Origin of the sequence: Ensifer sp. PDNC004 (genome assembly GCF_016919405.1) — a bacterium.
Classification (GTDB): domain Bacteria; phylum Pseudomonadota; class Alphaproteobacteria; order Rhizobiales; family Rhizobiaceae; genus Ensifer.
In genome coordinates, this window is sequence record NZ_CP070352.1 from 1146683 (window position 1) to 1160577 (window position 13895).

At 64.8% G+C, this 13895-nt stretch carries 14 protein-coding genes; 6 read left to right on the forward strand and 8 right to left on the reverse strand.

Annotation, left to right across the window (positions count from 1 at the left end; genetic code table 11):
- Positions 1-63: 63 nt before the first annotated feature.
- From JVX98_RS05060 to JVX98_RS05085, 6 genes are read left to right on the forward strand one after another with little or no spacing between them, the layout of a single operon-like run.
- Positions 64-849 carry an SDR family NAD(P)-dependent oxidoreductase gene (locus JVX98_RS05060; RefSeq protein WP_192451125.1) on the forward strand — a complete coding sequence of 262 codons (786 nt, stop codon included), beginning with the start codon at positions 64-66 and terminating at the stop codon, positions 847-849.
- 19 nt (positions 850-868) lie between these two features.
- Positions 869-1981, forward strand: coding sequence for a mannonate dehydratase (locus tag JVX98_RS05065; protein WP_192451124.1), 1113 nt, complete (start codon positions 869-871; stop codon positions 1979-1981).
- A 9-nt stretch (positions 1982-1990) separates the two neighbouring features.
- Positions 1991-2884 carry an SMP-30/gluconolactonase/LRE family protein gene (locus JVX98_RS05070; RefSeq protein WP_192451123.1) on the forward strand — a complete coding sequence of 298 codons (894 nt, stop codon included), beginning with the start codon at positions 1991-1993 and terminating at the stop codon, positions 2882-2884.
- The gene (locus JVX98_RS05075) at positions 2881-3903 is read left to right on the forward strand and encodes a hypothetical protein (protein WP_192451122.1); all 1023 of its coding nucleotides are present in this window, start codon (positions 2881-2883) and stop codon (positions 3901-3903) included. The genes JVX98_RS05070 and JVX98_RS05075 overlap by 4 nt, the downstream gene beginning before the upstream one ends.
- A 41-nt stretch (positions 3904-3944) precedes the next feature.
- Positions 3945-4787 carry a fumarylacetoacetate hydrolase family protein gene (locus JVX98_RS05080; protein ID WP_192451121.1) on the forward strand — a complete coding sequence of 281 codons (843 nt, stop codon included), beginning with the start codon at positions 3945-3947 and terminating at the stop codon, positions 4785-4787.
- Positions 4788-4807: 20 nt separating this feature from the next.
- Positions 4808-5557, forward strand: a complete 750-nt coding sequence (locus tag JVX98_RS05085) for an SDR family oxidoreductase (protein WP_192451120.1) — start codon at positions 4808-4810, stop codon at positions 5555-5557.
- Between the two features lie 115 nt (positions 5558-5672).
- Here JVX98_RS05085 and leuB read toward each other — a convergent pair whose 3' ends face one another.
- From leuB to JVX98_RS05125, 8 genes are all read right to left on the reverse strand, one after another.
- Complete coding sequence (gene leuB / locus JVX98_RS05090) at positions 5673-6782, reverse strand: 3-isopropylmalate dehydrogenase (protein ID WP_205236023.1); 1110 nt, start codon at positions 6780-6782, stop codon at positions 5673-5675.
- Between the two features lie 64 nt (positions 6783-6846).
- Positions 6847-7074 carry a hypothetical protein gene (locus JVX98_RS05095; RefSeq protein ID WP_205236024.1) on the reverse strand — a complete coding sequence of 76 codons (228 nt, stop codon included), beginning with the start codon at positions 7072-7074 and terminating at the stop codon, positions 6847-6849.
- Positions 7074-8462 (reverse strand): amidase, encoded by a 1389-nt coding sequence (locus JVX98_RS05100; protein WP_205236025.1) that lies wholly within the window; start codon positions 8460-8462, stop codon positions 7074-7076. Before JVX98_RS05100 ends, JVX98_RS05095 begins: the two co-directional genes overlap by 1 nt.
- A 10-nt stretch (positions 8463-8472) precedes the next feature.
- Positions 8473-9447: an ABC transporter ATP-binding protein gene (locus tag JVX98_RS05105; RefSeq protein ID WP_205236026.1), complete on the reverse strand. Its 975-nt coding sequence runs from the start codon at positions 9445-9447 to the stop codon at positions 8473-8475.
- On the reverse strand, positions 9444-10460 hold the full coding sequence (locus tag JVX98_RS05110; RefSeq protein ID WP_205236027.1) for an ABC transporter ATP-binding protein: 1017 nt from the start codon (positions 10458-10460) through the stop codon (positions 9444-9446). The genes JVX98_RS05105 and JVX98_RS05110 overlap by 4 nt, the downstream gene beginning before the upstream one ends.
- On the reverse strand, positions 10457-11317 hold the full coding sequence (locus JVX98_RS05115; RefSeq protein ID WP_205236028.1) for an ABC transporter permease: 861 nt from the start codon (positions 11315-11317) through the stop codon (positions 10457-10459). The genes JVX98_RS05110 and JVX98_RS05115 overlap by 4 nt, the downstream gene beginning before the upstream one ends.
- Positions 11317-12267: an ABC transporter permease gene (locus tag JVX98_RS05120; RefSeq protein ID WP_205236029.1), complete on the reverse strand. Its 951-nt coding sequence runs from the start codon at positions 12265-12267 to the stop codon at positions 11317-11319. The genes JVX98_RS05115 and JVX98_RS05120 overlap by 1 nt, the downstream gene beginning before the upstream one ends.
- Positions 12268-12419: 152 nt before the next feature.
- Positions 12420-13895 carry an ABC transporter substrate-binding protein gene (locus tag JVX98_RS05125; protein ID WP_371826522.1) on the reverse strand — a complete coding sequence of 492 codons (1476 nt, stop codon included), beginning with the start codon at positions 13893-13895 and terminating at the stop codon, positions 12420-12422.

Genomic DNA, 13895 nt, shown 5'->3' on the forward strand with positions numbered 1-13895 from the left:
ATCACGCTTATGGTCCCGTGCCGACGCCGGCCCGGATCATCGCGATCCATCGCGGAGACAATCATGACTGAATTCAAGGGAAAAGTGGCACTGGTCACCGGCACGTCGGGCATCGGGCTTGCCTCGGCAATCCGGCTCGCCTCGTCAGGCGCGACCGTGCTTGCCTGCGGCAACGACGTCGCCACCAACGAGATCTTCGACCGCATCGCGAAAGAGCGTGACCTGCCGATGTCGACCCGGCTGACCGACGTCTCGTTCGAGGCGGAAGTGGAAGCGGCCGTGCGCGAGGCGGCGCTGCGCCATGGCGGCCTCGACATCATCGTCAATGCTGCGGCCGTCCATCCCTATGGCACGGTGCTCGATACCAGCGCCGAGACCTTTGCCCGCTGCCTCGCGGTCAACGTCGGCTCGATCTACCTCACCGGCCGCTTCGGCATTCCGGAAATGATGAAGCGCGGCGGCGGCGCGATCGTCAACATCTCCTCGGTGCAAGGCCATGCCTGCCAGCAGAATGTCGCGGCCTATGTCGCCTCCAAGGGCGCGATCCACGCGCTGACCCGCGCCATGGCGCTCGATCACGCGGCAGCAAAGGTCCGGGTCAATTCGGTGAGCCCCGGCTCGGTGCGCACGCCGCTGTTGGCGCTCGCTGCCCGCACCTATGGCGGCGAGGGCGTCAGCGAGGCGGAAGCCTTTGCCCGCTTCGGCGCTGCGCACCCGATCGGCCGCATCGGCGAACCGGAGGAGGTGGCCGAACTGGTCGCCTATCTCGCCTCGGATCGCGCCGCCTTCGTCACCGGCTCGGACTTCCGCATCGACGGCGGCCTCACGGCCGGCATCGGCGTCAAATAATCGGATAGGAAAAGACAAGATGAAAATCGGCCTTGGGCTCTACCGGGAGCAACTCACCCCGGATAACTTTCAGTTTGCCGTGCAGGCGGGGGCGACCCATGTCGTCGCGCATCTCACCAACTATTTCGCCGGCAAGGATCCGAAGATCGACAGCGGCGATCAGGGCGGCTGGGGCGATTGTTCCGGTGACCGGCTCTGGACTTACGAAGAGCTTTCGGCGCTGGTGAAGGACGTCAGGGCCGGCGGGCTGGAGGTTGCGGCGATCGAGAACTTCTCGCCGCGCTTCTGGCATGACGTACTGCTCGACGGGCCTGAGCGCGCTCAGCAGATCGAGGGGCTGAAGCAGCTCATTCGCGACGCCGGCCGCGCCGGGATTCCCTGCATCGGCTACAATTTCTCGCTCGCCGGTGTCTATGGCTGGACCCGTGGTCCTTATGCTCGCGGTGGCGCCGAATCCGTCGGCTTCGGCGTCGAAAACAGCATCGCGCCAAGCCCGGATGCACCGATCCCCGACGGCATGATCTGGAACATGCGCTATCGTCGCGGCGTCGCCGGCGCTGCCTCCGTTTCCGTCAGCTCGGCGGAGCTCTGGGAGCGCCTCGGCCACTTCCTGAAGGAGGTCGTGCCGGTCGCCGAAGAGGCGGGTGTCGTGCTTGGCGCTCACCCTGATGATCCGCCGGCCGAGGAACTGCGCGGCACCGCGCGGCTCGTCAACCGGCCGGAGAAGTACGATCGGCTGATGTCGATCGTCGACTCGCCCTCGAACGGGCTAGAACTCTGCCTCGGCTCGCTCCAGGAAATGCCGGGCGGCGACATCTACGAGCATGTCCGCCGCTTCGCCCGCTCCGGCCGCATCGGCTACATCCACTTCCGCAACGTGCGCGGAAAGATGCCGCGTTATGTCGAGACCTTCGTCGACGAGGGCGATATCGACATGGCGGAGATCATCCGCATCCTGCGCGACGAGAACTATCAGGGCGTGATGATCCCCGACCATACGCCGGCCATGACCTGTGGCGCCTCCTGGCACGCTGGCAAAGCTTTCGCGCTCGGCTACATGAAGGCGCTGGTGCAGAATGCCGAGGCGCTCGGCCCGTCGCGGTCGATCCCGACAAGCATCGCAGCGGAATAGGAGGTGGCGATGGCCCGTGAGCTTATCTGCGTCGCGCCTGTCGGTGACCGCTGCGGAGAGGGTGCCGTCTGGTCGGCGGACGAGGCGGCGCTCTACTGGACCGACATCAACCGGTTTCTGATCCATCGCTATGACGAGGCAACGCGAGCGGTCCGGACGTGGCTGTTCGACGAGCCAGTGGTGGCGATCTCGCTGACCCGTGAAGACGGACGGCTGCTGGTCGCCCTCGGTTCGAAGCTCATCTGGTGGTGGCCCGAAACCGACCGGCAGGAGGATCACGGCTTCGTCCTGCCCGGTTCGCCACGGGTTCGGCTGAATGACGGCCGCGCCGATCCAGTCGGAAATTTCTGGGTCGGCTCGATGAAGAACAATGTCCTTCCCGATGGCCAGCTTGGAGACGTCGCGCCGGGCGAGGGTATCCTCTACCGGATCGCGCCCGATGGTGCCGTCACCGAATGGCGGCGAGGCCTCGGCATTTCCAACACGCTGTGCTGGAGCCCGGATCGAACCACTTTCTATTTCGGCGATACGCTGGCCAACGAGATCTATGCCTTCGATTATGATGCAAGGGCTGGAGCGATCTCCGGCGAACGATACTTCTTCACCGGTTTCGGCCGCGGCGCGCCCGACGGTTCGGCGATCGACAGCAATGGGTTCCTCTGGAACTGCCGTTATGGCGGTGGCTGCATCGCGCGCATAGCGCCCGATGGGAGCCTTGCCGAGGCGATCGACATGCCGGTCACCAACATCACCACTTGCACCTTCGGCGGCGCAGACTTGAAGACGCTCTACATCACCACGGCCGGGGGAGGGCCAGCCGAGCGCCTTGCTGGCAGCCTCTATGCCATGCGTGTCGAAGTCCCGGGCATGCCGGAAAATCGGTTTGGGGTGGCAAGCCGGTGAGCGCGGAGACGACACGGCGCGCCCTTGCCTGGGCGCATGGCTGCCTCACGGTGCAGTCGCTCGGCGGCATGCTCGGCCCGGTGCTGTTCCTGCTGCCGGATGGACGCCAGGTCAGCCCCTTGCATGTGGCGCCATGGGGCAACAACCCCGAGCGGGAGACGCTGCCGGAAATCCTGAGGGAGTTGCGTGGTGAGTGGCCGTGTGTGCCTTTCGGCAGCGACACGGACCGCACGCTTCCCGCAGGCTGGCCCGTAGACGGTGAGAGTTTTGCGGGCGCCGACGTGCCGCATGGCCAAAGCTCCAACGTCCATTGGGACTGGGGCGCCTGCGACGACCGTCAGATCACCATGGAATGCCAATATCCGGAGACCCATCCGATCCGCCTGCTGCGGCGGCGGATCGTGCCGGATCCCAATGCGGCGGCTGTCGACCTCACCTTGGAAATCGAGGCTCGGCGTCCGTGCCGCCTGCCGATCGGCCTGCATCCGACGTTCCGGCTCTCGACCCGCCCCGGTTCGGTAGCCATCGAACCCGGTGCTTATGACCAAGTCTGGAGCTTTCCCGGCGATGTCGAACCGGGCGCGGCTCTGTTTTCGCCCAACCGGCAGTGGTCGTCGCTCGGTAAGGTCGATACGCGTGGCGATGCGAGCATCGACGCATCGCAGGTGCCGCTTGTCGAAGAGACCGAGGACCTGCTGCAGCTCTCCGGTATCGATGGCAGCTTGGTGCTCCACTATCGCGACGAGGGTTTTCGCGCGCGGCTTGCCTGGCAGAAGGAACATTTTCCGAGCCTTCTGCTCTGGTTCAGCAACCGCGGACGCAAGGCCTATCCCTGGAACGGGCGACATGTGGCGCTTGGTGTCGAGCCGATAGCTTCCGCCTTCGATCTCGGACCGGCGGTCTCCACAGGCGACAATCCCATCGCGGCATCCGGCGTTGCAACGGCGATTGCCTTCGAACCCGATCAGACTTTCACCACCCGCTATCGGCTGTCCGTCGAGGCCGCTCCGATCGGCTGAACGGCGTTCGCCCGGACCTATACAACTGAAAGGCCAAGAGAATGAAATTGCTGCGTCTCATCGTCGGCGGCTCCGCCGTGCCCTGCATCCTCGATGGCGAGGGCAAGGCGCGGGACGTGTCTTCGCTCGTCCAGGACTTCACGGCGGAAACTTTGCCTGGTGTCTTGGCAGTGCTCTCCGGCGCCGATTTCGCGGCGCTCCCTTTGATGCCGGTGGTCGATGCGGACATCCTGCCGCCTGTCGCAAGGCCCGGTACGATCTGGTGCGTCGGCCTCAACTACTCCGACCATGCGGAAGAGGCGGGACTGCCAGTGCCGTCCGAACCGATCCTCTTCAACAAGGCGGCCGGCACCTATTGCGGTCCGAACGCGCCGCTTCTCCACTCCGAAAACATGTCGAAGCTCGACTGGGAGGTCGAGCTCGGCATCGTTATCGGCAAGCGCGCACTCGGTATTTCTCGTGACGCTGCCATGGACCATGTCTTCGGCTATACGGTCGTCAACGATGTCTCCGAACGGGCCTGGCAGATGGAGCGCGGCGGGCAATGGGTGAAGGGCAAGAGCTTCCCGAACTTCTGCCCGACGGGCCCCTGGCTCGTGACGAAGGACGAGGTGCCGGACCCGCAGGCGCTGTCCATGTGGCTCGACGTCAACGGCGAGCGCATGCAGGCCGGCACGACCGCCCGCATGATCTTCGATGTCGCGACCATCGTCTCCTACATGAGCGAGTTCTGCGTGCTGGAGCCCGGCGATCTCATCTGCACTGGCACCCCGCCGGGCGTCGGCATGGGCAAAAAACCGCCGCGCTACCTGAAGCCCGGTGATGTGGTGGAACTTGGTATCGATGGCCTCGGCCGCCAGCGGCAGGTCGTTCAATCCCTCTAGACATGCGGAAGGATTTCACCATGAAGGAAAAGTCGGGACGATTGGCCGGGCGCATTGCCGTGGTCACGGCCGCCGGCCAGGGCATCGGCCGCGCCGTCGCCGAACGGCTGATGGCCGACGGTGCCGAGGTCCACGCCAGCGACATCAATGCCGAGCTGCTCGCCACCCTCGACGGTGCTGCGACGACGCGGCTCGATGCGACGGATCACGGGGCCGTCAGCGCCTATTTCGAAGGCTTCGATCGGGTCGATATCCTCGTGCATGCGGTCGGCTACGTGCATCAGGGCACGGTCGAGGAATGCTCGCCCGCCGATTGGCGCCGCTCGGTGAACATCACGCTTGATAGCGCCTATAACGTCATTGCCGGCGCGATCCCGAAAATGAAGGCCAATAGCGGCAGCATCATCACCATCGGTTCGGTCGCTTCTTCGATCAAGGGTTTCCCGCGGCGTGCCGCCTATGGTGCTGCCAAGGGTGGTGTTATCGGTCTGACCAAGGCAGTGGCCGCCGACTATGTATCCCAGGGCATCCGCTGCAACTCGGTCTGCCCCGGAACGGTGGCTTCGCCTTCCCTGGAGGAGCGCATCGGCGAACTCGGTGAAAAGCTTGGAAGCCGGGATGAGGCCTATCGATCCTTCATCGGTCGGCAACCGGCCGGGCGTTTCGGCACGGTCGAGGAGGTCGCCGCCATCTGCGCCTTCCTCGCCTCGGACGAGGCGGCCTTCATTACTGGCCAGGCCATCAACATCGACGGCGGCATCACGATCTGAGACCTCGTCTTCCCAAGGCCGGAAATGCAAAACACCTCCGGATGCGCTCCGGAGGTGTTTGTTTCTCAAGTTCCCGCTGGCGTCGGTGGGACGCCCGCATCTGATCTGTCGTCGTTTAAGCCGACAGCGCCTTGAACTCGGCGAGGATGGCGTCGCCCATCTCCGTGGTGCCGACCTTCTTCGCCCCTTCGGCCATGATGTCGCCGGTGCGGATGCCCTGGTCGAGCACGTTGGCGATCGCCTTCTCCAGATTGTCGGCTTCCTTCACGAGGTTGAAGGAGTAGCGCAGGCACATGGCAAACGACGCGATCATCGCGATCGGGTTGGCAATGCCCTTGCCGGCAATGTCCGGCGCCGAACCATGCACCGGCTCGTAGAGCGCCTTGCGCTTGCCGGTGACGCCATCCGGCGCGCCGAGCGAGGCCGACGGCAGCATGCCGAGCGAACCGGTGAGCATGGCGGCCACGTCCGACAGCATGTCGCCGAACAGGTTGTCGGTGACGATGACGTCGAACTGCTTGGGCTGGCGCACCAGCTGCATGCCGCCGGCGTCCGCCAGCATGTGCTCGAGCTGGACGTCGGAGTACTTCGCCTTGTGCGTCTCTGTCACCACCTGGTTCCAAAGCACGCCCGACTTCATGACGTTGCGCTTTTCCATCGAGCAGACGCGGTTTTGCCGCGTGCGGGCCAGTTCGAAGGCGACGCCGGCGATGCGCTCGATCTCGTAGGTGTCGTAGACCTGGGTGTCGATGCCGCGCTTCTGGCCGTTGCCGAGATCGACGATCTCCTTCGGTTCGCCGAAATAGACGCCGCCGGTCAATTCACGCACGATCAGGATGTCGAGGCCTTCGACCAGTTCGGGCTTCAGCGACGAGGCGGCCGCGAGCGCCGGATAGCAGATCGCCGGGCGCAGGTTGGCGAAGAGTTCAAGATCCTTGCGCAGGCGCAACAGACCCGCTTCCGGGCGAACCTCGTAAGGCACCGCATCCCACTTCGGACCGCCGACGGCGCCGAACAGCACCGCATCGGCGGCGAGCGCCTTTGCCATGTCCCCTTCCGAGATCGCCTGACCGTGGGCGTCATAGGCCGAACCGCCGACCAGGCCCTCGTCGGTCACGAAGCCGGCAGAAAGCTCGGCATTCATGTAGGCGATGATTTTGCGGACTTCCGCCATGGCTTCCGGGCCGATGCCGTCGCCGGGGAGGATGAAAAGTTTGCGGGCCATTGTCGGCACTCCTGTGGTTTTCAGTCTGTGTAAAGCGGCACGGCCGCGTTGATGATGATGCGGGCTAGGCCGCTGCCTTCGCGCCTTCGATCTGTCCGATGCGCTCACGCAGCGTATTGGCGACTGCTTGCGAGGCCGAAGACACGGCGATTTCGAGGCTGGCCTTGCCGCCATCCACCTCGATCGCGAGTTTCGAAACGCTGACGCCGAGCCGGCGAACGATGTCGAGCAGGCGGGAGACGATGTTTTCGAGATCGCCGCTCTCGATGGTGTAACGCATCGTGTCGCTCATCATGCGACCTTCGGCCAGGGGCGTTGCTCAGGGCGCATGATCTCGAAGGCACGTGCGAGGCGAAGCACGCCGATATCGTCGAACTGCTGGCCGATAATCTGCAGGCCGATCGGCAGGCCGCCTGCGGTATAGCCGCAGTTGAGCGAGATTGCCGGCTGGCCGCCCATGTTGACGGCGACGGTGAAGGCGATGTGCTCGAACGGCTTCTGCGGGTCGTTGACCGGCGAGGCCCATTCGGCCGGATAAGAGGCCGTCGGCGCGGTCGGCGAGAGGATGAAGTCATAGCCGGAAAGTGCTGCATGCAGCGCGTTGCGCATCGCCTCGATCTGGGCGAAGCCGGTATAAACCTCACGGCCGTTAAAGTCCTCGGCGGTTTTGATCCAGTCGAAGATGTAGGGCAGGATCTGCGCCTGCTTTTCCGGCGAAAGACGCGACACGTCTTCCCAGCCGCGCGCCCGCCAAAAGCGGTCGAGACCGTCGATCATCTCGCGCGTCAGGAACGGGCCGATCGGTTCGATGATCGCGCCGGCGTCGGCAAAGAGCTGGGCCGCCTTCTTGACCGCCTGCTCCGTTTCCTCCGTGACCGACTGGCCAAAGCCGGCGTCGAGCCAGAGGCCGATCTTCAGCCCTTTCAGATCACGATCAAGATCGAGCCAGGGAATGTCAGCATAGGGCAGGGACATCGTGTCCCGGGCGTCCGGCTGCGACAGCACCGACATGTAGAGCGCTGTGTCGGCGACCGTCCGGGTCATCGGGCCGGCGACGCGGCCGATGAACGGCGGGTTGATCGGCACGCGGCCGGCCGAAGGCTTCAGCCCGACGATGCCGCACCAGCCGGCCGGCAGGCGGACGGAGCCGCCGATATCCGTGCCGATGTGCAAAGGCCCATAACCGGCTGCGGCGGCCGCGCCGGCGCCGGCGCTCGATCCGCCCGGATTGGCCGAGAGGTCCCACGGGTTGCGGGCCAGCTTGTGGAAACTGGAAAGGCCGGAAGAGAGCATGCCGTAATCGGGCATGGTGGTCTTGGCGAGCAGAACGCCGCCTGCCTCACGGGTGCGGGCCGCCGGCGGTGCGTCGGCGGCAGCCGGCGTCAGCGACACGGCGGCGCAGCCGAGCGGCACGGCCGTGCCCTTGGTCGCGATGTTTTCCTTGATGGTCACCGGCACGCCGTCGATCGCCCCCAGAGGCTCCCCCTTTGCCCAGCGTTCCTCCGATGCCTTGGCGGCCTTGCGGGCTTCGGTCGGATCATAGGCCCAGAGCGCGTTCAGTTTCGGTTCGGAAGCGTCGATGCGGGCAATGACGGCTTCGGTGACCTCGACGGGGGAGAGCTTTTTCGAGCGGTAGGCGTCGACAAGGTCGACGGCGGTGAAATCGGCGAGTTCGGACATGGGGCACTTCCTAGGCAAAATGGCAGCGGGCGGACCAGGCCGGCGTCACCGGCTTGGCCTCAGGCGTTCGGTTCAGACAGATCTCCTGTCTCGCGGGACAGACGGCGGCATAGGCGCAGCCGGCTGCGGTCGTTGCGGTATGGACCGGCGTTTGCGGCGGCCCATCGGAGCGCACGCGCTTGCGCCGCCCGGAAAACGGCTTGGGTACGGCGGCGACCAGCGCCTGGGTGTAAGGATGGCGGGGGTTGTCGAAGACCTCTGATGTCGGCCCTTCCTCGACGATGCGGCCGAGATGCATGACCGCTACCCGATCGGTAATGGCGCGCACAACACCGAGATCGTGGCTGATGAAGAGGTAGGAAAGACCGAGCTTCTCTTGCAGGTCCATCATCAGGTTCAACACCTGCGCCTGGATCGAGACATCGAGAGCCGACACCGGCTCGTCGGCGACGATCAGCGCCGGCCGAGTGATCAGCGCGCGGGCAATGGCGATGCGCTGGCGCTGACCGCCGGAGAATTCGTGCGGATACTTGTCGGCCGACGCCAGCGGCAGGCCGACCGCCTCCAGCACCTCGGCGATGCGGCGGTTGCGCTCTGTGGTGCCGGTCTCGCGCTCCAGCGAAACGATCGGCTCGGAGATGATTGTCCTCACCGTATGGCGCGGATCGAGTGAACCATAGGGATCCTGGAAGATCGCCTGAAAGCCCTTGCGGGCCTCGCGCAGCCCGGCACGGTCGAGCGCATAGATATCCTTGCCGGCGATCGAGACCTGGCCAAACTGCGGTCGTTCCAGCCCCATCACGGCGCGTGCCAGCGTCGACTTGCCGGAGCCGCTTTCCCCGACGATGCCGAGGCTCTGGCCGGCGGCCAGTTCGACGCTGACGCCATGGAGCACGCGCAGGCGGCTCTGCTTCGAGAAGATCGACGGGCGCGGCAGGTCGTATTCGCGCACCAGATCGGTGGTCTTGAGGATCACCTCGCTCACGATGCCACCATCCTTTCGCGCGGATGAAAGCAGGCGGCGCGATGCTCGACATTTTCATCGGTGTTGATCAGGTCCAGCGCGGGGATCGCCAGACGACAGTCCGGTTGGGCATAGGAACAGCGGTCCGCAAAGGAGCAATGGGACGGCCGTCCGAAGGGATCGGGCACGATGCCCGGAATGGCGTTCAGCCTTGGCCGCCCTTCGCCGACTTCACGGGGCGTAAGTGCCGCTCCGTGTGGCAAGGCGGCAAAGAGGCCTCGGGCATAGGGATGCGCCATGCGCGCAAAGACGTCGTCCGTGCGCCCGGTTTCGATGATGCGGCCGGCATACATGACGGCGATGCGGTCGGTCATCTCCGAGACGACGCCGAGATCGTGGGTGATCAGCATCAGCGCCGTGCCGGTGTCTTCGATCAGCTCGTCGAGCAGGTCGAGGATCTGCGCCTGTACGGTGACGTCGAGCGCCGTCGTCGGCTCGTCGGCAATCAGCAGGTCCGGTTCGCAGGCGATCGCCATCGCGATCATCACGCGCTGGCGCTGGCCGCCGGAGAGCTGATGCGGGTAGAGATCCAGATCGAAGCGCGGCGCCGGCAGGCCGACGCGGTCGAGAAGCGCACGCGCCTTCTTCTCGGCGTCGGCTTTCGTTTCACCGAGGTGTAGCCGCCGACCCTCGGCGATCTGCGCACCGATCGACTTGACCGGATTGAGCGCGGTCATCGGCTCCTGGAAGATCATCGCCATGCGCCGGCCGCGATAGCCGCAGTAATCGGCTTCGCCCAAGCCCGCGAGATTGCGGCCGTCGAAGGAAAGTTCGCCGCGCACCCGCATGCGCTGCGGCAGCAGGCCCATGACGGCAAGGGCTGTCATCGACTTGCCGCTGCCGGACTCACCGACGATGCCAAGCCGTTCGCCGCGGTTGAGTTCGAGATCGATGTCGCAGACGATATCGACCGTGCTTTTGCCGGCCGTAAGTTCGACCGACATGCCGGCCATGTGAAGCAAGGGTCTGGTCATCGTTGCCGCCTCACGCGCGGGTCGAGAATGTCGCGCAGGCCATCGCCGAGCAGGTTGAGGCCGAGCACGGCAAAGGTGATTGCCAGGCCCGGGAAGATCGCGAGCCAGGGCGCTTGATAGATGAAGGTCTGGGCGTCGTTCAGCATCTTGCCCCAGCTCGGCATCGGCGGCTGCGTGCCGAGGCCGACATAGGAAAGGCCGGCTTCGGCAACGATTGCCAAGGCGAACTGGATTGTCACCTGGACGAGCAGCACGTGGTTGATGTTGGGCAGGATGTGCAGAAACGTGATTGCCACGTCGCCGCGTCCGGCGCAGCGCGCGGCCTGCACATATTCGCGTTTCCAGAGCCCCATCGAGGCGCCGCGGGTGACGCGGGCAAAGACCGGGATGTTGAAGATGCCGATCGCGATCATCGCGTTGGTGGCGCCGGGGCCGAAGATCGCGGTGATGATGACGGCGGTCAGAAGCGCCGGGAAGGCGAAGGCAAGGTCGCTCATGCGCATGACAAGACCATCGACCCAGCCGCCGCGGGCGGCCGCCCAGGCGCCGAGCGGCACGCCGATGCCGGCGCCGACCAGCACCGCGACGATCGAGACGCTGATGGAGTTGCGGGCGCCGACCATGATCATCGACAGGATATCGCGGCCGAAATTGTCGGTGCCGAACCAATGGGCAAGGCTCGGACCCTGCAGCTTGTCGCGGAAGTTCATCGCCGTCGGCGAATAGGGTGTCCAGACATAGGAGACGAGCGCCATCGCCACGAGGATGATGGTAACGGTGGCGCCGATCGTCAGGTTTCGGCTGTCGATGAGCTTTGAGAAGAGGCTGGGTTGCGCGGCGGCTGCTTGAGCGGACATCAGTGGCCTCCCCTCGACAGGCGCGGATCCAGATAGCCGTAGACCAGATCGACGAGGAAATTGATGGTGATGACCGAGGCCGCCAGCAGCGTCACCAGCGTCTGCACCGTCACGAGATCGCGCTGGGCAATCGCCTGGAAGACGAGGCGGCCGATGCCTGGCAGGTTGAAGACGTTCTCAATGATGATCGTACCGGCAAGCAGGAAGGAGAACTGCAGGCCGATGATGGTGACGACGGGAATGAGCGCGTTCGGCACCGCGTGCTTCCACAGAGCGCCGGCGCGGCTCAACCCCTTGGCGCGGGCGGTGCGAATGAAATCTTCGCCAAGCGTTTCGATGACGGCGGAGCGGGTGACGCGGCCGAGAATGGCGGCAAGCGGCAGGCCGAGCGCGAGCGCCGGCAGGATCAGCGAATGCAGGCCGTTCCAGATGCCGCCTTCCCAGCCGGCAAAGCCGGAGGCCGGGAACCAGGCGAGCTTCAGGGCGAAGAGCAGGATGAAGAGAAGCGCCAGCCAGAAATTGGGAATGGCGACGCCCACCTGGGCGATGCCCATGACGACGGTGTCGCCGGCCTTGCCCCGGTTGGCGGCGGCATAGACGCCGATGGCGATGGCGACGACGACGGAGATCGCCATGGAGAGCAGCGCCAGCGGCAGCGTCACCAGGATGCGCGGGCCAAGCAGCTCCCGGATCGGCACCGAATAGGTGAGGCTCATGCCGAAATCGCCGACGACGAAGCCGCCGATCCATTGGAGGTAGCGGATCCAGATCGGCTGGTCGAGGCCGAGCTGCCGGTGCAGCGCCGCGATCGCGTCTGCGTCGGCATTCATGCCGAGCATCAGCACGGCCGGGTCGCCGGGCAGCACCTGCATCAGCAGAAAGACGATGACTGAGGCGACCAGTGTCGTCAGCAAGAGCGACACGAGGCGACCGCCAATGAAGGAAATCACATCAACCTCCCGGAAAGAGCGAGCGTTGACCGGCGCCGGGTGCGGCGGCCAACGACAGATCTGCGCCCGCCCCAATCGAGAGGGCGGATGCTGGAGCGGGATGAGGAAAAGTGCATGCGGTTTCCGCCCGCATCCCGCTCAATGAACGTCGATCAGTTTTCCCAATAGGTCTGGGTCTGGTCGTCGGCCGGCACCGGCATGTTCTTCCAGAGACCCTTCACCTTCTTGTTCCAGACGCCGATCTTCGGCAGTGCATAGAGGAAGACGTTCGGTTCGTCCGCAGCCAGCTTGCGCTGGAGCTGGCCGATCAGGTCCATCTGCTCGGCTTCAGTCGAAGCCAGCGTGTAGGACTTGTAGAGCGCCTTGTACTCAGGGTTCTGGTAGTTGAAGTAGTACTTGTCGCGGGCATAGATATCGAGGTCGCGAGCTTCCGCATGGGCGATGATCGTCGCGTCGAAGTTCGAGTTCTTGAACACCTGATCCAGCCACTGCGCGAACTCGATCGGCACGAGGTTCACCTTGATGCCAACTTCGCTGAGCATGGCCGCGATGATCTCGCCGCCACGGCGGGCATAGGCCGGCGGCGGCAGCATGATGGTGATTTCGAGGTTCTGAACGCCTGCTTCCTGCAGCAACTGCTGCGCCTTGCCGGGGTCATAGGGGTAGGTTTCGTTGAGATCCACATAGCCGGGCTCGACCGGGGAATAATGCGAGCCGATCGTCGTGCCGAAGCCCGAATAGGTGCCTTCGACCAACGCCTTGCGGTCGATCGCATGGGCGAGCGCCTGGCGGACGCGAACATCGTCGAAGGGCTTCTTCGCATTGTTGAGCGCGAGCACCACCTTGCCCGAGGTGCTGCCGACCTCGACCTGCAGGTTCGGATCGCTCTGGAACTGGCTGACCAGTTCTGCGGCCTGGAACATCGGGAAGGCATCGACATTGCCGGCGAGAACGGCGGCGGCGGCAGCCGACGGGTCGCTGATGAACTTGAACGTCACTTCGCTGAGCTTGGCCGGTTCGCCCCAATAGTCGGCGTTCTTTTCAAGAACCACCTTGTCGCCCTTCGCCCACTCCTTGAACTTGAACGGGCCGGTGCCGACGGGCCTGGTCTTGTTGTCTGCGGCCGACGACGGCGCGATCATCACCGCGTCGCCCCAGGCCATGTTGAACAGGAAGTTGGAGGCCGGGCGCTTCAGCGTCACCACCGCGGTCGCCGGATCCGGGCATTCGGTCTTTTCGATCGGCTCGAACAGGCCTTTCTGCGCATTGGTGGAATCGGCCGAAACGGCGCGCTCATAGGAGAACTTCACCACGGAGCAGTCGAAGGCGGTGCCATCGTGGAACTTGACGCCCTGGCGAAGCTTGAAGCTGTAGGTCTTCTGGTCGTCGGAGACCGTCCAGCTTTCGGCGAGCAGCGGCTTCACCGTGCCGTCTTCGACCACGCGGACGAGACCCTCAAAGAGGTTGCCGTAGGTGATGTAGCGGATCGGTGCTGCGGCACCGGCGGTCGGGTCGAGGCCCGGCGGCTCGAGCACCTGGCCGACAGTGATCGTATCCTTGGCCATTGCCGGCGTCAGCGACGCGGCGATGAAGCACGAGGCAAGCGCCAGTTTCGTCAAGTTCATGAT